Raw genomic sequence first — 21031 nt, forward strand, 5'->3', positions numbered from 1 at the left:
TGATCCATTGATCCATTCGAATCCTGGTTGAGCACATGGAAGACAAACATCACAGTTCCGTTGGCATACGTACCGACCAAGCCGGGCTCGATCTGCCGTCGCGCACACGGGTCGCCAGGCGGGCCCGCCTCGCGCTCGTCGGGTTCGCCGTCGTGCTGGTCCTGCTCGCGGCCCGCTCGGTCGTCGCCAATCGGCTCAATGCGCGCCATCTCGATCAGCTCGTGACGCAAAACCAGCAGGTCTACGTGCGCGTGGTCGAACCCAGCCTCGCGGCCAACGGCGGCCACCTGGAACTGCCCGGCACCTTGCGCGGCTACGTGGAAGCACCGATCTACGCGCGCGCCAGCGGCTACGTGCGGCGCTGGAACGCCGACATCGGCGCGCAGGTGAAGCAAGGCGAGGTACTCGCCGAACTCGACACGCCCGAACTCGACCACGAGCTGACGCAGGCACAGGCCCAGCGGCAGCAGGCCTCCGCCGCGCTGGCGCTGGCGCGAACCTCGTACAACCGCGCGCAGCAGCTGCGCACGCGCGATGCCGTCTCGCAGCAGGAGCTGGACGACCGCCAGGGCGCCTACAACCAGAATCTCGCCAACCTCGCCGCGGCCGACGCCAACGTCAAGCGCCTGAGCGAACTGAAAGGCTTCCAGAACATCATCGCGCCGGTGAACGGCATCGTGACCCAGCGCAACGTCGATGTCGGCGATCTCGTCAATGCCGGCAACAGCGGCACGGGCCGTGCGCTGTTCACCGTCGTCCAGGCCGATAAATTGCGCCTTTATGTACAGGTACCGCAGACGTACGCGCAGCAGGTTGCGCTCGGCCAACACGTCAGCGTGACCCAGCCCGAACTGGCTGGACAGACCTTCGACGGCGTCGTCACGCACACGGCGCAGGCCATCGACATCGTCACGCGCACACTGCAGATCGAAATCACGCTGCCGAACGCCGACGGCAAACTGATGCCGGGCGCCTACGTGACCGCCAGCCTGCCGATGGCCAGCGCCGCGCGGCTGACGCTTCCGTCCAATACGCTGCTGTTCCGCTCCGAGGGAGCGAGCGTCGCGGTGGTCGATGCGAACGGGCGGGTGCGCCTGCAGCCGGTCACGATCGCGCGCACGCTCGGCAAGACCCTCGAAATCGGCACCGGCGTGAACCCCGGCGACCGCGTCGTGCTCGATCCGAGCGACGGGCTGGCCGCGGGCGACAAGGTGAATGTCGAAGCCCCCGCCGCTCCTGCGACAGGCGCGTCCGCCGCGCACGTTGCCGCGCTTGCTTCAGGAGGCCGTGCGTGAGTGCGTCCCTTCTGTTGCGCGTGCATGCGGGTTGCCAGCCGATCAAGGCGGCCATCCTTGCCGGTGGCCTGATCGTGCTCGCAGGCTGCACGGTCGGCCCGAATTATCAACGGCCGCCGGTCGCGTCTCCCGCGACCTGGCAGGTCGACCCGGCCGACGCATATTGGCGCCCGGCGGCGCCGTCGCATGCGTCGCTTGCGCCGGACTGGTGGAAAGCGTTCGACGATCCGCTGCTCGACGATCTGGAAACCCGCGCGTTGGCCGGCAACGAGACCGTGCAGATCGTCGCGGCCCGCTACCACGCCGCGCGCGCCACGCTCGCGTCGGTCGCGTCGGCCGAACTGCCGAGCGTCGACCTGGCGGCCGGCGCCTCGCGCTACAAGATTTCCGCGGACCGGCCGCTCACGAACTACAACACGCCGAACGCGTCGACCGTCCAGAACGACGTCCGGATCGGCGCCGCCGTGAGTTACGAGCTCGACCTGTTCGGCAAGGTGCGGCGTACCGTCGAGGCGGCGCGGGCCAGCACCGAGCAGGCCCAGGACGACCTCGCCAATGCGCGCCTCGTGATGAGCGCCGATCTCGCCACGCAATACCTGGCGCTGCGCGAGACCGACGCGGAACTCGACGTGCTGAACCGTTCCGTCGCGCTGCAACAGAAAGCGCTCGATTTCGTTACGGCGCAGCACGAGCTCGGCGCGGCATCCGGGCTCGAACTGCAGCAGCAAAAAGCCCAGCTCGACGCCACCCGCACACAGGCGCAATTGCTCCTGAACCAGCGCGCGTTGTACGAACATGCCATCGCAACCTTGGTCGGCACGCCGGCGCCGTCGTTCTCGATCGCCCCCAAGGTCGAGACCCTCAAAGCGCCGCGCCTGCCTGCCGGACTGCCGAGCGACCTGTTGCAGCGCCGGCCCGACGTCGCATCGGCCGAGCGAGCCATGGCCGCCGCCAACGCGCGGATCGGGGTCGCGCGCGCTGCGTATTTCCCCGACCTGACGCTCTCGCCCGGCATCGGCTGGGACGCCACCCGCTTCGGCAGCTTGTTCACCGCGTCGAGTCTGCTCTGGTCGGTCGGCGCGTCCCTGAGCCAGCCGTTGTTCGAAGGCGGCCGGCTCGCGGCCGGCGTCGCTTACGCGAAGGCCAATTACGCCGCAGCCCAGGCGAACTACCGGCAGACCGTATTGACCGCGTTCCAGGAAGTGCAGAATGCGGTCACGGGGCTTTCCGTGCTCGACGGCGCCCTGCAACAGGCCGCAGCCGCGAGTGCCAGCGCGCGCACGTTGGCCGGCCTCGCAAAGGACCGCTACGCGGGCGGCCTGACCGCGTATATCGACGTGATCAGCGCGCAGCAGCAACTGCTGACCAGCGAGCGCCAGGAGGTTCAGATCCGCGGCCAGCGCGCCGCGCTCGTGGCGTACCTGGCCAAGGCGCTCGGCGGCGGCTGGAGCGCAGGCGAAGTCGGCGTTGCACAAGCGTCGCAGCAGGAAGCGGGCAGTACCGGATCCTGACGGCTCCGTGCACTGCCGGAAGGAGAGTACGTGAAGGTCGACGTCCCGACCGACGGGCAGGACACCGACGGGAAGGCCATCGCGCTCAACGTACTTGTCGATACGTTCGCAAATCCGCTTGCCGGCCTTGGTTAAGCTGCCCAGCGCCCTATTAGCGGATTCAATTGTTCGAGGCGGTTTTGTGCGTCGAGTGCATTCCAGCGCGACGTCGTCGCGTCATGGGATATTCGTCGGCCTTTACGACAGCCGGACGATACCGCGCCAACGGCGGTGCCGCTTCCGGCATCGACGATATCGATAGCGACATCGAAATTATCTGTTAGCGGTCAGGTACGTATCTCGATATTCTCGAAATGTTGGCTTGGTAGCCAAAGGCGCGTTGCGATCAATAAAAGCGATCATCTCCGTCCGACTGATGAGACGGATATGGGCTTTGCAACGAGATGGACATCGCCGAGGGCTTTCGGAAGCCTATGTCTTTGTGGGCGGAACTCCCGAGTGCCAATGGCTGATGGGGGTGCCGGATTGGGTGTCACATCATGTGGCGGCCGACGATAATGTAAGCGGCAAAATGAGGATGAAGGGGTGCTAAATGTTTATTCGGCCACTTAAATTGACTCAGCACGTCGACCTGCAGGGGGCGCCTGACGCGCCCACGCTGGTGCTCCTCCACTCCCTTGGAACAGACCTGCATCTTTGGGATCCGCAAATGGCGCGTTTGACACAACGTTATCGCGTCGTTCGACTGGACATCAGGGGCCACGGATTAAGCGCGGTTGACGCCGAGCCGTTTTCAATGTCGGATCTCGCGAATGACGTATTGGCGGTCCTGGATCAGCTTCGGATAAAGGATTTCTACGTTGCGGGGGTGTCGATCGGAGGAACGATAGCGCAATGGATCGCGTTCAAGGCACCTAAGCGGGTCCGTGGAATGATCATTATCGATACGGCTCTCGTCAATGCCGCTCCACCGGCGATTTGGCGCGCACGAGCGGAAGACGTATTCAATCACGGGATCGAACATCTGGAATGGGAAATTCTCAACCGTTGGGTTACGCCGGGATTTGTCCACTCTCCCGATGCGGACGGCATGAGGCAGATGCTTCGTCGAACATCCGTCGAAGGATTCGCCGGTTGCTCTTTGGCCATCGCCAATTCGGACTTGACGACCATGGATATACCGGGCGTGAGGGCCGTCGTAATTTTGGGGAGCGAAGATAAGCTTACGCCGCTGGATTACGCACAACGCCTGGCTGAAAAGCGGAATGCAGAGCTGCACGTCATACCCGGGGCGGCTCATTTGCCGAATTTCGAGCGACCTGACGTTCTCGTCGACGAAATAATTTCGTTTATCGAGAATAAGAAAGTCCGTGCCGCGGACGAAAGCAGGGGGTGAACATTATGAATCGTCGGTCGTTTATCGGTGGAACCTTGGGGCTGTATGCTGGTGCAGCGCTTCCCATGTCATACGATTGGACGGAAAGGGCGGATGACCGTATTGAAATGACGCTCGCTACCGGGCTGGTGACCATTAAGCTGTATCCCGACCTGGCGCCCAATCACGTGAATCGCATCAGATCGCTGGTGCGTGCGAAATTCTATGATGGCGTGCCGTTTCATCGTGTCGTAGATGGGTTTATGGCACAGACGGGCGACCCTCGGAAAAAAAGCGACGTGGATTTTGTGTCGTTGCCGAAGCTGGCTGCGGAATTCAATAGCCTCGCGTTCGAGCGGGGAACCGTTGGAATGGCTCGATCGCGGAATCCGCACAGTGCGTGCCATCAGTTTTTTATTACATTCTCGGAAGCTGCGTTTTTAGACCGGAGATATACCGCGGTCGGAAAAGTAACGAGCGGAATGGAGTTGATCGACAAACTTCGCCGAGGCGCCCCCGATACCGGGACGGTCGTGAATCCGGATGTCATCAGAAGCATCCGGATGGCGACCGTCAAAGAGGCGTAGAAAAATTATTTGTGACCGAGCGCATGCGCAAGGGATTGATGCAAGATGCCAAACATCACTGTCTTCATATCCGAAAGTAATCGTCTGAAATCCGACGTTGCTTCAGGGCTGTCGTCCTCTTTCAAGGATCTGTGCATGGAGGTCCTGAAGGCAAAGGAGAGCAACGTTCACGTATGTTACGTGTATGCGGAGATTGGATTCGGGGCGCCGATATATATCGAGGTGAAACTGAGAAAAGAGGTATTCCGCACGGCGCCGGTGCTGAGTGACTTCGTGGATGGGGTTGACTTGTTGATTAGGGCGAAGACGGGAGTGGCAGCGCGAATTCGGTGCTTCTCCTACGAGAATGACAGCATTCATGCGAAGAACTGAGGAGGAAAATATGTCCGCGACTTTCCCGACCAGAGATCTCGGCGACGTATCGGTTACGGCTGTCAGCGATGGCTATCTTCAGGCCGACTTCGGGTTGCTCTTGAATATCCATGCGGTCGAAGCCGAGAAAATTCAATGTGATGCGGGAGTGAAAGATCCGACCGCTATCCATATAAATACGTTCCTGGTGCGTCGGAATGGCAAGAACATCCTTATCGACAGCGGCGCCGGTGGGATCAAGGGTTGGGGAGGCCAGCTCGTAACCAATCTGGCCGCGCTGGGCATCGAGCCTGGCGGCATTGACGCGGTTCTGCTCACTCATGCTCATCCCGACCACATTGGCGGATTGCTGGCCCCTGACGGCGAGCCGATATTCACGAATGCGGAGCTGGTGATAAGCAGCGAGGAGTTCAATTACCTGGAAGACGATAAAAACCTGAGCGAGGCAAGCGAGCGCGCAAAAGGAAATTTTCGCTTTGCGAGGGACGTGTTCAAAAAGTATCGGCGAAATATTCGGCTGATCGACGAAGAGGAAGCGCTTCCCGGAATCTTTTCGACTCCGTTGGGAGGCCACACGCCGGGCCACACTGGATACAGGATCGAAGGCAGCAAAGATAATCTGCTTATTTGGGGAGACATTGTTCATTTCCCGAACATTCAGCTGCTCAGGCCGGATGTTTCGATCGCGTTCGACAAGGATGCGCCGTTGGCGGCGGCGACACGCGCGCGCTTGCTCGACATGGTCAGCTCGGACCGACTCCTGGTCGGCGGCATGCATTTGGGGGAGCAGGGATTCGGTCGGGTCGGCAAATACAAATCAGGATATGAGCTTACTTACGCCGAGTAACCAGACAACCACCGACTAAAGTCGGTGGGTTTGTATTGCAGACTGAAAATCCGGATTCGCGTCGCCTGAACGACGTGTCTTGATCCGGCTCCATCCTGAAAGCGTGGTACCGACGGTCGCCCGGCCGTGGGTACCGCATGATGACGTTGCTATCCGCGATCGGCCCGGACCTGGGCCGCTTTGCCAGCGTCAAGCATTTCCGTTCGTGGCTGGGCCATGCTCCGGCACGAAGATCAGTGGCGGCAAGGTGCTGTCTTCGGGTACGACGCGTTCGGCCAACGATTCGGCACTCTGCTCTCGCTTCGTGCCCCGACCGGCAGGTAGCGGCGTGAAAGCAATCTGTGTGTATATGTTTCTTACCAGAGTACGAAAATTTAATGCACGGTAGCGGAGGAATAGGATGAGTTCGGCAATTACCAGGGAAATGGATGTCGGCGTTGTGTGCAGCGATCTCGGCGAATTGGAGGTCGATCGATCGATAACGGCTGTCAGGCCGCCAACTCGCCCGAAACTGCCCTCGCTCACAGGTAGTAGATTTTGGGCTGCATTCTTGGTCTTTTTGTTTCACGCCTCTTTGCCCAGCGACCTCGCTCCGTATGCGGACCCGACCACTCAGCGCGTGTTTGCCGCTATTGTAAGCAAAGCGGGCTGGCTGGGGGTTTCGTATTTCTTCATACTCAGCGGGTTCATTATGGTGTGGTCTGCCAAGGATAATGACACCGTTGGCGACTTTTACCTGCGACGCTTCGCGAAGATTTATCCGACTCACTGTCTGACCTGGGTGCTTGCATTCGTCGTTGGCGCGGTGAGTGTGGGGGAATACAAGCTGTGGTCGTCAAACCTGCTGTTGGTGAATACATGGGTGAATGACGTCAAATATTTTTTCGTGGCAAACCGGCCAAGCTGGTCGCTTTGCATCGAAGCCTTTTTTTATATGCTGTTCCCGGTGTTGTACAAGGGGATGAAGCTAATACCCGAAAAGTTCGACTTGCTGGGATTGGTAACCGCGGTGGCGGCATCCCTGCTCGTGCAGACTTGTATTTACCTTTGGGTCGAGCCGAATCACATGATGGGGGCGTTCCAAATCTCGCAGCGACAGTTTTGGGCGTCGTATATATTTCCTCCTCCGCGCCTGTTCGAATTCGTTGCGGGGATGTTTGCCGCTCGGTTGCTGATACATGGGCGAGCGCCCTCGCTTTCGAAAGCCGCATCGCTCGCGTTGCTTTTGGTGACGTATATCGTGGCAATGTTTATCCCGTTCCAGTTCGGCATGAGCGTTGTTTACATTATTCCCGTCAGTTTATTGATCGTCTCGATTGCTCGTGACGATTTGGAGGCCAGGAAAACCGTGCTGAGCGGGGAGACCTCCGTATGGCTGGGGGAGATCTCGTATGCATTCTATATGGTTCATTTCTTGGTGCTGTTTTTCTTCCTGAATCTGGTATCCGGGAAAAAATTCAGTCTGCCGGAAGGGAGTGCGCTTATTGCCGTCGCACTTATATTGTCGGTCACATGCGCGTCGTTTGTGTATCGATACTTCGAGGTCCCGATGATGAAGAAAATATTGCATCATTATCGATCGAGAGGTTGAAGTACAACACCTCGACGCCCATCATCGGACAAGTGCGTCGGCAGCCGCCCGGCGAATTGCGTACACTCTGAGTCTCCTTTCGGCAGGCCGGCTCGGGCACGCCCGTGCCGGCCCGCGTTCACTCAGGGACCACCGATGATCGATCTACGCAGCGATACCGTGACGCGCCCCAGCCCCGCGATGCTGGCCGCAATGACAGCCGCCGAAGTCGGCGACGACGTGTGGGGCGACGACCCGACCGTCAAGCGCCTGCAGGCCGTGACGGCCGAGCGCGCGGGCAAGGAGGCGGGCCTGTACCTGCCGAGCGGCACGCAGAGCAATCTCGCCGCGATGATGGCGCATTGCGAACGCGGCGACGAATACATCGTCGGCCAGCAGGCGCACACCTACAAATACGAAGGCGGCGGCGCGGCGGTGCTCGGCAGCATCCAGCCGCAGCCGATCGAGAACGCGCCCGACGGCACGCTGCCGATCGACAGGATCGTCGCCGCGATCAAGCCGCTCGACGACCACTTCGCACGCTCGCGGCTGCTCGCGCTCGAAAACACGATCGGCGGCCGCGTGCTGCCGGCCGGCTATGCGGAAGAGGCCGCCGCGGTGGCGCGCAGCCGCGGGCTGTCCACGCACCTCGACGGCGCGCGCGTGTGCAACGCGGCCGTCGCGTCGGGCCGCGCGATCGCGGACCTGTGCGCGCCGTTCGACACGGTGTCGATCTGCTTCTCGAAGGGGCTCGGCGCGCCGGTCGGCTCGGTGCTGGTCGGCAGCCGGCCGCTGATCGAGCGCGCAGCGCGCTGGCGCAAGATGCTCGGCGGCGCGATGCGGCAGTCGGGGCTGCTCGCGGCCGCGTGCCTGTATGCGCTCGAGCACAACGTCGAGCGGCTCGCGGACGATCACGAGAACGCCGCGCGCCTTGCCGCGGGGCTCGCGCGCATCGACGAGGTGAAGGTGCTGTCCCACGCGACGAACATGGTGTTCGCGCAGTTTCCCGAGGCCGATTGCGCGCCGCTCGAAGCGTGGCTCAAGGAACGCGGGATTCTCACGCAGATGCTGTATGCGTCGCGTTTCGTCACGCACTGCGACGTGTCGCGCGACGACGTCGATACGTTCGTCGCCGCGGTCGGCGCGTATTTCGCGCGGCGGCGCGCGTAACCGGGCGGCGGCGGCGCGTCGTCCGGGCGATCAGCGCGCGAGCGGCGCGAGCAGCCGCCGCGCCGCTTCGACGACGCGCGCGGACAACGACGCCATCGCCGGCGACTGCACGGTCCACGCGTGCCAGTACAGCGTGACGTCGGTCGGATGCGCGGGCGCGAGATCGACGAGGCCCTGCGCGTCGAGCGGCGTGTCGCCGAGCAGCGGCGCCGGCACCATCGCATAGCCGAGCCCGTGCTTTACCGCCGCGAAATGCGCGTGCGTGCCCGGCACGTAGTGGCACGGGTATGCGCCGACGGGCAGCCCGAACTTTTCTTCCAGAAACGACGATTGCAGCGTGTCGCGCCGCGAATACGCGACGACCGGCGCGCGGCGCGCGCTCGCGCGATTGAGGCCGCGCGGGAACCAGCGCGCGGCGAACGCGGACGCGGCGAGCAGCCGGTAGCGCATCGTGCCGAGCGGCGTCGCGACGCAGCCGCGCATCGGCTTCGGCTCGGTCGTCACGCAGCCGACCGCCATCCCGCTTTCGAGCAGCGCGAACGTATGGTCCTGGTCCTCGACGATCAGCTCGAACAGGATGCGCTCGCCGGCGAGCACCGACGTCAGCGCGGGCAGGAACCAGGTGCCGAGGCTGTCGGAATTGAGCGCGATCGTGACGGAGATCGGCGATTCGCGCTCGACCGCGAGCGCGCTCTGCAGGTCGGCCTGCAACAGCGCGACGCGGCGCAGGTGCTGCAGCACGCGCTGCCCGGCGACGGTCGGCCGGCACGGCCGCGTGCGAAGCACGAGCGGCGTGCCGAGGCTCGCCTCCAGCGCGCGCACCCGCTGCGTGACGGCGGACGCGGTCACGTGCAGGCGCAGCGCCGCCTGCTCGAAGCTGCCGGTGTCGGCGACGGCCAGCAGCGCGGCGGCCTGCTTCGGATCGATCGTCAGCGACATTCGCGGAACACGACGTCCGGTATCCAGTTGCGCTTGCGGCGCGCGAGCCGCTCATCCGTGCCCTCCCCATCGAAGGACGCGGCCGCGGCCCGCTCGACGCGCGCGGCGTCGACCCCATCGAACGTGTTGACTTTGACGACCCCGTAGAGCCGGCCGTCCACTTCGCTCGTCACGACCGGCACGATGCCGCACGCGCGGCACACGTGATATCGAGCCGTGCGCGTGCCGAACGCATAGTCGCTGACCTGCGCCGGGTCCTTCACGGTGATTTCGAGCGCGCCGACCGGACAGGAAGTCCAGGCGCTGCCATGCTTGCGGCAAAACGAACAGGCACACGAACGCGCGGTGATGCGAGGCGCGGCGTCGCGCCAGTCGAGCGCGAAGGAGATGTTGCCGCAGTGACGGCTTCCCGAGGTGATCATCGATCGGCTCCTTGGCTGAGTCGCCGGATTCTGGTTGAAAGGGGAAGCGGGATTGTTTCACAGATTTGCGAGTGGTCCCATGACGCAGGTCGGTGCTCAGGCTGTGGATAAAAAACGCCCGCCTTGCGGCGGGCGTCCTCCGTGAAACGGTATGCCTGGCAGGCTATTGCCACGCGGGCGCCGGCGTGATCTGCGTCGTATAGCTGGTCGACGGGAGCAGCGTGATCGTGGAATTGCTCTGGCCGCCGTACGTTTCGTGCACGGTGCCGAACGTGACGCCGGTGACCGGCACCACGACCGATTGTCCGTCGCTGCGCGATGCGCTGAGCGTGATCGACACGCCGGGCTTCAGCGTGGCGGCCACGTTCGACGAGTTGAACACGAGCCGCTGCTTCGCGAGCGTGCCGGCGTCGGACAGGTACGGGCTGCGGATCGGCAGGCCCTTGTAGTACTTGTTGTACTTCGTCAGCACCGCGTTCAGCAGGTCGCCGAGCAGGAAGCTCGTGCCGCTGTACATCCGCAGGTTCGACTGGTGGAACATCAGCGGCCGCAGGTCATACGTGAGCAGGTAGGACACCAGCGTGTCGGACACGTGGTCGAGCACTTGCGGATAGGTCTGGTCGGTGCCCCACCGCGTCGGATCGATCCCGTTCGCGCCGTAGAAGTAGTTGTATTCGGCGACCCATTCCGCCGGCTGCGACACGTTGTAGAACAGCGCGGTCGCATAGCGCGGGATCTCGAAGATGTTCGGGTTCACGCAGTTGACCTTGCCCGCGTTGTACGGCGGCAGCGGCCACGCGACGCCGTTGTTGTTGGTCGGGCAGCCGGGCGTGCCGACCGGCGGCGTCGGTTTCGACGAATCGGACACGAGCACCGTGATCCCGAACTGCCGCAGCGCGCCGAGCGTCGTCGCGTTGTAGAGCCCGGAGATTTCCGGCGTGACGATCACGGTCCTGTTGTAGCGCTCGAAGCCGAACGTCTGCGCGACGTTGTCGTTGTTCTGCAATTCGGTCGTGACCTGCGAGGCCGACGTCGTGAACGGCGGATCGAGCAGTATGTGGTCGTACGTATGCGTGATCCACTTGAACTCGAACTCGTTCGCGTTCGTCTCGACCGACAGCGTGTCGGTGCCCGTCGTCGGGTAGAACCCTTGGCCGCCATAAGCGGTGCCGAAGCCCGATCCGTTGAACGCCATCGTGAACTTCAGCGCGCCCGCGTTGGCGGTGTTGGCGTTGGCGTTGTCCTGCCAGCCCATCGTGTTGTCGAAGTCGGCGCCGATCATCCGGTATTCGCACGCGGTCGTGCCCGTGTTCGGGTCCGTCGAGCCGACGGGGTTGCCGAGCGGGCACTGGCCGGGGGGGCTCGTGCTGGTCGTCTGGCCGGTCCTCACGTCGTACCAGTTGCCCGTGGAGTCCGACTGCGCATACGGGTAGATCTCGTCCGGGATGCCGAGATCGTCGACCTGCGGATCCATGTACACGTGCCGCACGCCGACGAACAGCCCGCGCGTGACCCAGTTGACGAGGCCGTATGACAGCGTCATCGAATGCATCAGGTACGGGTTGTTGTCGAACGACACCGCCATGATCTCGCGCGACGTGCTGTCGCCCGCGAGCGGCGTCGTGTTGCCGAACAGGCAGGTCGATGCGACCGAATAGGTGGTGCCGTTCGACGCCGTGGCCTGGATCTGCGTCGTCGTGGTCGTGCCGGCCGGCAGCGGGCTCGCGGGCGACATGAAGTACGTCCACGCGTTCTGCACCGTCAGCGGATTGGTCGTGCTCGTACCGGCGTTCATGTACGGGAACAGCGTCTTGCCGGTGGCCGTCAGCGTCGTGTCGAGCGGTGACGACGACGTATCCCGGAAGCCGACGTACTGCATGCAGCCGGTATCGCCCGGCCACGTGTAGACGCTCGCGAGCCGCACGTTGTACTTGAACTGGTAGCGCGCGAGCGTGGTCGCGAGCGCGCCGCCGGAGAACGGGTTCATGTAGCGGGCGTCGCTGATCGGCATGATGATGCCCTGGTACATCGCGTGGTCGCCGGCTTCGAGCGGCGGCAGCGTCGGATTGTTGGTGTCGTAGTTGTAGATCGAGTACGGCACGCCCAGCCGGTCGAGGATCGACTGCGTCGCCTGCAGCTCGGGCGAGTTGCCGGCCTGCTGGCTGGCGAGCACCAGCACCTTCAGGTCGATTTGCGCGTCCGCCGGGACGGCGTGGACGACCTGCGCCGCGGCGCAGAGCCCGGCCGCGGCCAGCCCGCGCGCGATTGGCCCGGAGGATCGGAACAACGTTCGTATCGCACTCATGGCATACCTCTCGCCTCAGTGATCGAATGGATGAAACCTTTCCCGACAACGACTTCAGCGCGATGCCTACAGTGGTTTCGGGGTGACCTTGCTCTTCGCCTCGCTCGGATGCGGGCCGGTCGGAAGCTTCGGGAACTTGGCGGGGATGCTTCCTTTCACGGGCAGGGAGCCGTGACCGATGTGGCGTGGCCCCTTGCCGGCGGCAAACGCTGCCGGCGAGCTGAGCGCGGCGAACGCGACGGCGCTCGCGCAAAGACCGGTCAGCACCGCGCGCCACACGCGCAGCGATTCGTTCTTTCCTCGCACTTTCATGGTGTCCTCCTGAAGCGACTGGCGTCGTTCGAGACGTTGCAAAATTGACTTCCCGTCCGCCGGCTTGGCTGGCGTGCCGGCGCCGATCGGCGCTCACGGGACGTGTCAGGTTCAACGAAACGGAACGCGCGGACAGGGCAGCGGCCTGTTCCGGCGCGGCGTCGGCGACGCCGCCGTGTTCCTGTGGGCGCGACCGCGCCGGCGTGCGCGCGCCGATGTCGCGCACATGCGAACCTGCTTCCTGTTGTAAGCGAACGCTGTGCCATGGGTACTAACGTGATGATTCGATGGGCGAATTTGTTTTCCTGACGCGCGCGCCACGCTGCAACGCCGGAAAAACGTTTCACGCGTGATCGACGCGGGGAACGGAGGTGCGGATGCGCGGGCCGGCGATGACCGCGCCGGCCGGCGGGGACGCCGGCGCGGCGGGGGCGAAGGGAAGGCGATGCGGGGGAGGTAGCGGCCGACGCAGGGGCGGCGGGGTCAAGCGCGTGCGCCGGTCATGGCTGCCGGGGTGTTTCGGCGGGCGGCGTGCCGTCGCGGAACAGCGTCCGCAGTTGCGTGCGCAGCTCGGGCGTGTCGGCGTGCTGGTGCACCGCGACCGCGTGCTGAACCGCGGCCTCCAGCAGTTCGCTGTCGGAATCGGCGGAGATCGCGACCGAGCAGTGCGTCGCACTGGGAAACTCGCGGCAATCGATATAGCGGCGAGGCATGATGTTCTCCTTGCAGGAAGGGGGCCCGGCCGGGCCGTTGCGCGACCGCCGGTGCGCCGCGACGCGGCGCGTGCGTCACGTTCGGGGAATCGATGAAAAAAGTATAGGCGGCGCAACGCGGCGGTTCGGCGCCGCGGCGCTCGCATGCGGGATCGGACACTTTGCGGCCGCGCGCTGCGCGGCGCCGCCCGTGACGCGCGCAATTTGACCTACGCTATAAGCGCGCGCGGGACGCGGCGCGTGCCTGCCTGCGTCCCGCGCGCGTCATGAGGATTTCGAGGGTTCCATTTCATGGAGGACGAAATGTCGATTCGACTAGGAGAAGAAGCGCCCGATTTCACGGCCGAGACCACCGAGGGCACGATCCGCTTTCACGAGTGGATCGGCGACCACTGGGCGATCCTGTTCTCGCATCCGAAGGATTTCACGCCGGTGTGCACGACCGAACTCGGCTACATGGCCGGGCTCAAGCCGGAATTCGACAAGCGCAACACGAAGATCATCGGGCTCTCGGTCGACCCCGTCAGCGATCACCAGCGGTGGGTGAAGGACATCGAGGAGACGCAGGGGCACGCGATCAACTATCCGATGATCGGCGACGACAACCTGGTGGTCGCGAAGCTGTACGACATGATCCACCCGAACGCGAGCGGCGGGCCGCGCACCGCGGTCGACAACGCGACGGTGCGCTCGGTGTTCATCATCGGGCCGGACAAGAAGGTCAAGGCGATGCTGGTCTACCCGATGAGCGCGGGGCGCAATTTCGACGAGGTGTTGCGGCTGCTCGATTCGCTGCAGCTGAATGCGCAGCACACGGTCGCGACGCCGGTGAACTGGAAGCCGGGCGACGACGTCATCATCCCGACGTCGGTGTCGGACGACGACGCGAAGAAGAAATACCCGCAGGGCTTCAGGACCCTGAAGCCGTATCTGCGGTACGTCACGCAGCCGCGTTGACGGCATGACGGGATGCGGATCGGCTCGCCCCGCGTGGCGGCCGACCGCGTGGGCGGGGGCGGCGCGGCGCGCGACGCCGGGAAAGGCGGCAGGGCAGGAGGCGGAGCGACATCGTGATGATCTTCCGGCAACTCTTCGATCAACAATCGTCTACCTATACGTACCTGCTGGCCGATCGCGCGTCCCGGGAAGCGGTGCTGATCGATCCGGTGTTCGAGCAGGTGCGCCGCGATGCGGCGCTGATCGACGAACTCGGCCTGCGGCTCGGCGCGACGATCGACACGCACGTGCACGCCGATCACGTGACGGGCGCGTGGCTGCTGAAGCAGCGCACCGGCAGCGCCATCGCCATTTCCGCGGCGAGCGGCGCGGCGGGCGCGGACCGCTATCTGCGCGACGGCGACCATTGTGCGTTCGGCGGGCGCTACCTGACCGTGCGCGCGACGCCGGGCCACACGAACGGCTGCATCAGCCTCGTGCTCGACGACGAATCGATGGCGTTCACCGGCGATTGCCTGCTGATCCGCGGCACCGGCCGCACCGATTTCCAGCAGGGCGACCCGCGCGCGATGTATCGCGCGGTGCACGGCCGGCTCTTCACGCTGCCGGAAAGCTGCCTGCTGTACCCGGCGCACGACTACCGCGGGCTGAGCGTGACGAGCGTCGGCGAGGAGCGGCGCTTCAATCCGCGTCTCGGCGGCGATCTCAGCGAGGACGATTTCGCCGGCTACATGACGAACCTCGGGCTGCCGCACCCGCGCCAGATCGACGTCGCGGTGCCCGCGAACCTGAAATGCGGGATCGCGGCGGGCGCGCCGGAGCGCCAGGACGAGCCCGGCTGGGCGCCGCTCGTCTATACGTTCGCCGGCTTCTGGGAAATCGATCCGCAGTGGCTGGAAGATCATCTGAACGCGGTGCAGGTCGTCGACGTGCGCGAGCCCGCCGAATTCACCGGGCCGCTCGGGCACATTCCGGACGCGACGCCGATTCCGCTCGGAGAACTGGCCGCGCGCGCGGCCGAGCTCAGGCGCGACCGGCCGATCGTGACCGTGTGCCGCGCGGGCGGACGGTCCGCGCAGGCGACCGTGATCCTGCGGCAGGCGGGGTTCGACGCGATCGCGAATCTCGGCGGCGGCATGCTGCGCTGGCGCGCCGACGGGCGCGCGGTCGTGAACGGCCGGCTTTAGCGCCGGCGGCCGCATCGCGGGACGCCGGCGCGAGCGGCCGGCAGCGCGCGGTGGTTCGACGTGACAGCAGCAGCGGCAGCATCGCGACGCCCTCCGATTACAGCGTGTGCCTGGCCGACAGCGCGAGCGTCAGCAGTTCGTCGAACTGCGTGATCAGCTCGAAGCACAGCAGGAACGCAAGCGTGTACGCCGGCGCCGGAAAGCGCCCGATCAGCCGCAGCACCGGCGGCGCATAGTGCGCGCGGATCGCGTCGCGCGTCATCAGCCACGTGATCGCGACGCCGATCGCGGCGCCCGCCAGCAGGTCGGTCGGATAGTGAAAGCCGAGATACGCGCGCGGCACGCAGATGAACACGATCGTATACAGCAGCGCGAGCACGCCGACGCGGCGCGACATCAGGAAGATGCCGGCCGAGATCGCCATCCACAGCATCGCGTGGTCGCTCGGAAACGAACTCCACGTCTGCAGCGTCGCCGCGCGCAGTTCCGAGGACGGAAAGTGCAGGTGCAGTTCCGGGTTGTAGATCGGCCGCAGGCGGAACGGCAGGGTCTTCGCGAGCAGTCGGCCGGCCGCGAGCGCGACGAGGCCGCTCGCGATCGTCGCGACGATCATCTCCCGCCGCCGCTCGCTGTGCGGGCCCGGCTGGAACCACAGCCAGCACAGCACGGGAACGAGCACGAAGCCCTTGAACGTGTACAGGCCGGCGACGACGCGGATCGCATGATTCAGCAGCGGGCTGAGCGTGATCCGGGTGAGGTAGAGCTGGATGGCGGTATCGAAGCTGTTCATGTTCGGCAGTTCTCGGCGCAAGCGCCACGGGGTGGCAAGTATGTCCACCCGGAATTGCGAAGAAAATGCGAAAAAATACCGGGAATCCCCTGATGAAACAGGCCTTTCGACAAAGGGGCCGGATGCGGAATTCTGAAAAATATTTCGGTGAACTGGAAAAAAAATTGAACCGATTGGTCTGCGCATTGCATCGCAGCATCGCACGCGCGCATCGGGGCAGTCGCACGAAAAAAAGGGCGGGCACGACACGCGTGCCCGCCCGGTGCGCAATGTGCCGCGTCAGCGCCGCCAGATCCGCGTGACGAATGCCGCGAGCGACGCCGCGACGGCGAGCGCGAGCACCGCGGTCCAGCCGAACTGCGCGAGCAGTTGGCTGCCGATCGCGGCGCCGGCCGCCATGCCGATGAACATGCCGACGAACAGCACCGCGTTGAGGCGGCTGCGCGACGCGGGATCGATGCGGTACACGATCGACTGGTGCGCGATCAGCGTCGCCTGCACGCCGAGGTCGAAGCCGATCGTGCCCGCCGCGAGCAGTGCGAGCTGCGCGTGCGCCGACAGCAGCGGCGCGAGCCCCATGACCGCGAACGACAGCGTGGCGATGCCGATGCCGAGCCGCGTGATCCGCTCCGGCCCATGACGGTCGGCGAGCCGGCCGGCGACCGGCGCGGCCAGTGCGCCGGCCGCGCCTGCGAGGCCGAATGCGCCGGCTGCCGCGCTGCCGAGATGGAACGGCGCGCCGTGCAGCATCACCGCGAGCGTCGACCAGAACGCGCTGAAGCCGACCGACAGCAGGCCTTGCGCCAGCGCCGCGCGCCGCAGCGCGGGATGGCGGCGCCACAGCTCGCCGAGCGAGCCCATCAGCGCACGATACGGCAGGCGCGTCGTCGGTTCGAAGCGCGGCAGGCCGCGCGCGGCCACGACGCCGATCGCCGCGACGCTCGCGGCGGCGATCACGAACATCGTGCGCCAGCCGAGGTTCTCGGCGACGAAGCCGCTGACCACCCGCGACAGCAGGATGCCCATCAGCAGGCCGGTCATCACGGTGCCGACCGTGCGGCCGCGATGCGCGTCGTGCGCGAGCGTGGCCGCCGCCGGCACGACGTCCTGCGCCATCGTCGCGGACAGGCCGATCGCGAAGCTCGCGGCCAGCAGCAGGCCGATCGACGGCGCGGCCGCGGCCAGCAGCAGCGCGCCGACCAGCGCGGCCGCCTTGGTCACGATCACGCGGCGGCGGTCGAACCGGTCGCCGAGCGGCGCGAGCAGCAGGATGCCGAGCGCATAGCCGAGCTGCGTCAGCGTCGGCACGAGGCCGACCGCGCGCTCGGACGCGCCGAGATCGGGCCCGAGCACGCCGAGCATCGGCTGGCTGTAGTAGAGCGGGGCGACCGCGAGGCCGGCCGCGGCGGCGAGCAGCAGCACGAGGCGGCCGTCGAGCGGCGTGGCGGCGGTGGCCGCGTGCGGCGGGGCAAGCGGCGCGCGGGCCGCGGCGTCGAGGTTCGTCGGGGTGGACATGATCGGCATCCTGTGTCGGGTGAAGGAATGGACGCGAGTGTGCCGGCGCGGCGCGGGCGACGGTAGTAGCGTGCGGCGCAGATTTGTTATACGTTCCGCGTATGAAAGAGAAATCCCCTGTCAAGGCCGCTGCTGGCGGGTCTGCGCGTCACCGCACGGTTCCGGTGGAGGGCGCCGGCTATCGCTTCGAGCTGATGGAAACCTTCGTGCGCATAGTCGAATCGGGCAGCCTGTCGGCCGCCGCCGCGCAACTGAACACGACCCAGCCGACGATCAGCCGCCGGCTGCAGGCGCTCGAGCGCTCGCTCGGCGTGCGGCTGCTGCAGCGCACGACGCACACGATGCGGCTGACCGTCGACGGCGAGCGCTGCTTCAAGCGCGCGAAGGAGCTGCTGGCGAGCTGGGCGGCGTTCGAAGCCGACCTGCGCGGCGCGCAGGAGGAGCCCGAGGGGCTGCTGCGGGTCGCGGTGCCGCACGCGTTCGGGCAGGAGCGCTTCGTCGGGCCGCTGGCGGGGTTCCTGCGCGACTATCCGCGCGTGTCGGTGGAGTGGCTGCTGCAGGACGAGGTGCGGGATTTCATCGGCAGCGGCATCGACTGCGCGATCCAGGTCGGCGAGCCGACCGATCCGGGCGTCGTCGCGATCCGGCTGTCGAAGGTGCCGCGCTTCGTGGTCGCCGCGCCGTCGGTGCTGAACGGCGCCCCCGTGCCGGCCGAGCCCGACGCGCTCGCCGCGCTGCCGTGGCTGTCGCTGAGCACTTACTATCGCAACGAACTGGCGCTCACGCATGCGGTCACGGGCGAGACGCGGCGCATCGCGATCCGGCCGCGCATCAGCACCGCGAACCTGTATGCGCTGCGCAGCGCCGCGCTGCTGGGCATCGGCGCGTGCGTCGGCTCGTCGTGGCTGCTGGCGGACGACCTGGCGCACGGGCGCCTCGTGCACCTCGCGCCGCAATGGGAGGCTGCGCCGCTGCCGGTTTACCTGACCTATCCGTATGCGCAGTTCTATCCGTCGCGGCTCGTGCGGTTCGCCGCGCTGATGCGGGAGGCGGTGCCGGGGCTGGTCGAAGGGCACGACGGGTAACGCGCCCGGCGCGCATCACGCGCCGTAGCAACGCAAGCGCGCGAGATCGACGACGGTGATCCCGCCGTATTCGAGCCGCACGAGCCCTTCCTTCTGCAGCGTCTTCAGCGACTGGTTCGCGACCTGCCGCGTGATGCCGGACAGCAGGCCGAGCTCTTCCTGCGTGATGTCGAGATGATCGCCGCCGCCCGGATACAGCACCGGATTGAACAGCGACGCGAGGCAGCGCGCGAGCCGCGGCGTCGCATCGAGCAGCCGGTCGTATTCGAGCAGCGCCATGAAATGCGACAGCCGTTCGTTGAGCTGACGGACCAGGAAGCGGTTGAACGCGACGCTGTGCTCGACGAGCCACATGAAGGTCGGCCGTTCCATGAAGGCCATGCGCGTATCGCGCAGCGCGACGATGTCGTAGCGGCGAGGCTCGTTCTTCAGCACGGTGCCCTCGCCGAACCAGCCGCCGGCCGGCACGCCGGTGAACGTGACGCTGCGCCCTTCCGGCGACACCGTGCCGATCTTGATCAGGCCGGTCACGACGCCGGTCCAGCTTTCGAGCACGGTGTTTTTCGGGCAGATGCACGCGCCGCGCGCGAACGTCTTCTCGACGATGCCCGCGCAGGCGCGCTCCGCCTCGTCGTCGGGCAGCTCGATCGACCACGCGGCGATATGCGCGAGCCGCGCGCGGCTGATGCCGGGGCGCGCGGGGCCGGCGCCGGGGACGGGCGGCTCAGTCACGCCGGATGCCGTCTGGCAGCGCGCTGATGCGGCGCACTTCGGGCGAATCGAGCCACGCGCGCGACGCGACGCAATCGACGAACATCGCGGTCGAATCCTCGCCCCAGAACAGGTTGCCGTCGAGTTCGAACGTCGGCACGCCGAACACGCCGTGCGCGATCGCGTGGTCGGTATGCGCGCGCAGCGCGTCCTTCACGTCCTGCGCATCGACGGCGCTCACGCCTTCGGGGTAGCCGACGGCGTCGCACAGCGCGGCAAAGCCTTCCGGCGACGCGACGTCATGCCCGTCGCGCCAGATATGGCGGAAGATGCGCCGGATCGCATCGAGCGAGCCGCCCATCGCGATGGCGAGCCGCAGCGGCTTGATCGGATTGAACGGATGCGCGGGCGGCATCCGGTATGCGATGCCGAGCTGCCCGGCGCGGTAATGCGCGTAGCGGTAGATGAACCCGCGCTTGGCGGCGATCTCGGTGGGGCCTTTTTGCCCGCAGTGCTTCAGCAGCGCACCGAGCACGATCGGGCGCGGCTCGATGGTCAGCGTCCGCGGCAGCCGGTCGAACTGCTCGAGCTGCAGATAGGCGAACGGCGAACCGAAATCGAAATACCAGGTGGCGGTTTGCTCGGGGCTCATCGCGCGAGTCCTTCCGGGGTTGCCGGCGCGGCCTGCGCGTGCAGCGTCGGCGCCAGCGTGAACGGCGCGCCGGTCATGGCGCGGATGTCCTCCAGTGTTGCATGCGACAGGATTTCGCGCAGCACCAGGCCGTCGTCCGTCACGTCGAACACCGCATGCTCGGTGACGATCACCTTCACGCAGCCGCTGCCGGTGAGCGGCAGTGTGCAGCGCGGCAGGATCTTCGGGCGGCCGTGCTTGTCGGTGTGCTGGAGCGCGGCGATCACCTTGCGCGTGCCGTGGCACAGGTCCATCGCGCCGCCGATCCCGGGCCACCATTTGCCGTCGCGCCGGCACGCCCAGTTCGCGAGGTTGCCCTGCGCGTCGACCTGCAGCGCGCCGAGGATCGTGACGTCGATGTAGCCGTTGCGCATCGCGCCGAGCGACGTCGCGAGATCCATCAGCGCCGCGCCGGGCGGCAACGTGATCGGCTCGCAGCCGGCGTTGGTGACGTCGCTGTCGAGCGCGTCGAGCGACGGCCGGCCGCCGAAGCCGAACGCGCCGTTCTCGGTATGGAAGATCACGCCGGCGTCGGCGTCGAGATAGTTCGCGGTCAGCGTGGGGATGCCGAGCCCCAGGTTGACGACTTCGCCCGCGCGCAATTCCTGCGCGCAGCGGGCGGCGATGCGTTGTTTCGGATGCGTGGGCAGCGCGGGGGCGGGCATGGCGGTCTCCTT

General features: G+C 65.8%; 21 protein-coding genes and 1 pseudogene. 12 read left to right on the forward strand and 10 right to left on the reverse strand.

The genetic code is table 11. The features are described from left to right. Positions 1–35: 35 nt before the first annotated feature. From KY49_RS11815 to ltaE, 9 genes and pseudogenes are all read left to right on the forward strand, one after another. A complete protein-coding gene (locus tag KY49_RS11815; protein ID WP_042584852.1) occupies positions 36–1295 on the forward strand; it encodes an efflux RND transporter periplasmic adaptor subunit in 1260 nt (419 codons plus the stop codon). A 20-nt stretch (positions 1296–1315) separates the two neighbouring features. Further along, positions 1316–2806 carry an efflux transporter outer membrane subunit gene (locus KY49_RS11820; protein WP_042584991.1) on the forward strand — a complete coding sequence of 497 codons (1491 nt, stop codon included), beginning with the start codon at positions 1316–1318 and terminating at the stop codon, positions 2804–2806. 613 nt (positions 2807–3419) lie between these two features. After that, positions 3420–4202 carry an alpha/beta fold hydrolase gene (locus KY49_RS11825; RefSeq protein ID WP_231636380.1) on the forward strand — a complete coding sequence of 261 codons (783 nt, stop codon included), beginning with the start codon at positions 3420–3422 and terminating at the stop codon, positions 4200–4202. A gap of 5 nt (positions 4203–4207) precedes the next feature. Further along, positions 4208–4768, forward strand: coding sequence for a peptidylprolyl isomerase (locus tag KY49_RS11830; RefSeq protein ID WP_042584992.1), 561 nt, complete (start codon positions 4208–4210; stop codon positions 4766–4768). A gap of 135 nt (positions 4769–4903) precedes the next feature. Further along, a complete protein-coding gene (locus KY49_RS11835) occupies positions 4904–5140 on the forward strand; it encodes a hypothetical protein (protein ID WP_230380903.1) in 237 nt (78 codons plus the stop codon). 10 nt (positions 5141–5150) lie between these two features. Next, positions 5151–5987 (forward strand): MBL fold metallo-hydrolase, encoded by an 837-nt coding sequence (locus KY49_RS11840; protein WP_042584855.1) that lies wholly within the window; start codon positions 5151–5153, stop codon positions 5985–5987. 137 nt (positions 5988–6124) lie between these two features. Beyond that, positions 6125–6267: pseudogene (locus KY49_RS38105) on the forward strand (transposase); the annotation flags it as partial. A 120-nt stretch (positions 6268–6387) separates the two neighbouring features. After that, on the forward strand, positions 6388–7578 hold the full coding sequence (locus KY49_RS11845) for an acyltransferase family protein (protein ID WP_042584856.1): 1191 nt from the start codon (positions 6388–6390) through the stop codon (positions 7576–7578). Positions 7579–7713: 135 nt separating this feature from the next. Beyond that, positions 7714–8727 (forward strand): low-specificity L-threonine aldolase, encoded by a 1014-nt coding sequence (gene ltaE / locus KY49_RS11850; protein ID WP_042584857.1) that lies wholly within the window; start codon positions 7714–7716, stop codon positions 8725–8727. Positions 8728–8757: 30 nt separating this feature from the next. Here ltaE and KY49_RS11855 read toward each other — a convergent pair whose 3' ends face one another. From KY49_RS11855 to KY49_RS11880, 5 genes are all read right to left on the reverse strand, one after another. Beyond that, entirely contained in the window at positions 8758–9666 is a 909-nt protein-coding gene (locus tag KY49_RS11855; RefSeq protein WP_042584858.1) for an HTH-type transcriptional regulator ArgP, read from the reverse strand. Then, positions 9657–10088: a GFA family protein gene (locus KY49_RS11860; protein WP_042584859.1), complete on the reverse strand. Its 432-nt coding sequence runs from the start codon at positions 10086–10088 to the stop codon at positions 9657–9659. The genes KY49_RS11855 and KY49_RS11860 overlap by 10 nt, the downstream gene beginning before the upstream one ends. A 163-nt stretch (positions 10089–10251) precedes the next feature. After that, positions 10252–12375, reverse strand: a complete 2124-nt coding sequence (locus KY49_RS11865) for an Agd3-related carbohydrate deacetylase (RefSeq protein ID WP_230380904.1) — start codon at positions 12373–12375, stop codon at positions 10252–10254. 84 nt (positions 12376–12459) lie between these two features. Further along, positions 12460–12705 (reverse strand): hypothetical protein, encoded by a 246-nt coding sequence (locus KY49_RS11870; RefSeq protein WP_059483050.1) that lies wholly within the window; start codon positions 12703–12705, stop codon positions 12460–12462. Between the two features lie 500 nt (positions 12706–13205). Then, entirely contained in the window at positions 13206–13418 is a 213-nt protein-coding gene (locus KY49_RS11880) for a DUF1059 domain-containing protein (RefSeq protein WP_042584861.1), read from the reverse strand. 303 nt (positions 13419–13721) lie between these two features. Between KY49_RS11880 and KY49_RS11885 the strand changes: the two genes are divergently transcribed. Together KY49_RS11885 and KY49_RS11890 are read left to right on the forward strand one after the other, a co-directional pair. Then, the gene (locus KY49_RS11885; protein WP_010099518.1) at positions 13722–14375 is read left to right on the forward strand and encodes a peroxiredoxin; all 654 of its coding nucleotides are present in this window, start codon (positions 13722–13724) and stop codon (positions 14373–14375) included. A gap of 116 nt (positions 14376–14491) precedes the next feature. After that, entirely contained in the window at positions 14492–15562 is a 1071-nt protein-coding gene (locus KY49_RS11890; RefSeq protein WP_042584862.1) for a rhodanese-like domain-containing protein, read from the forward strand. Between the two features lie 97 nt (positions 15563–15659). Here the strand turns inward: KY49_RS11890 and KY49_RS11895 are convergent, their stop codons facing one another. Both KY49_RS11895 and KY49_RS11900 read right to left on the reverse strand, forming a co-directional pair. Further along, entirely contained in the window at positions 15660–16352 is a 693-nt protein-coding gene (locus KY49_RS11895) for a phosphatase PAP2 family protein (protein WP_042584863.1), read from the reverse strand. 279 nt (positions 16353–16631) lie between these two features. Continuing rightward, a complete protein-coding gene (locus KY49_RS11900; RefSeq protein WP_042584995.1) occupies positions 16632–17867 on the reverse strand; it encodes an MFS transporter in 1236 nt (411 codons plus the stop codon). 101 nt (positions 17868–17968) lie between these two features. Here KY49_RS11900 and KY49_RS11905 point away from each other — a divergent pair, with 101 nt between their 5' ends. After that, entirely contained in the window at positions 17969–18952 is a 984-nt protein-coding gene (locus tag KY49_RS11905; protein ID WP_052495645.1) for a LysR family transcriptional regulator, read from the forward strand. A gap of 15 nt (positions 18953–18967) precedes the next feature. On the opposite strand, the gene KY49_RS11910 is transcribed toward KY49_RS11905, so the two are convergent. From KY49_RS11910 to KY49_RS11920, 3 genes are read right to left on the reverse strand one after another with little or no spacing between them, the layout of a single operon-like run. Beyond that, positions 18968–19684 carry a Crp/Fnr family transcriptional regulator gene (locus KY49_RS11910; protein ID WP_010095063.1) on the reverse strand — a complete coding sequence of 239 codons (717 nt, stop codon included), beginning with the start codon at positions 19682–19684 and terminating at the stop codon, positions 18968–18970. Beyond that, entirely contained in the window at positions 19677–20315 is a 639-nt protein-coding gene (locus tag KY49_RS11915) for a 2-hydroxychromene-2-carboxylate isomerase (protein WP_042584865.1), read from the reverse strand. Before KY49_RS11915 ends, KY49_RS11910 begins: the two co-directional genes overlap by 8 nt. Beyond that, positions 20312–21019 carry a 3-oxoacid CoA-transferase subunit B gene (locus KY49_RS11920; RefSeq protein WP_042584996.1) on the reverse strand — a complete coding sequence of 236 codons (708 nt, stop codon included), beginning with the start codon at positions 21017–21019 and terminating at the stop codon, positions 20312–20314. Before KY49_RS11920 ends, KY49_RS11915 begins: the two co-directional genes overlap by 4 nt. Positions 21020–21031 lie beyond the last annotated feature (12 nt).

Origin of the sequence: Burkholderia sp. MSHR3999 (assembly GCF_000833595.1) — a bacterium.
Lineage (GTDB): Bacteria > Pseudomonadota > Gammaproteobacteria > Burkholderiales > Burkholderiaceae > Burkholderia > Burkholderia ubonensis.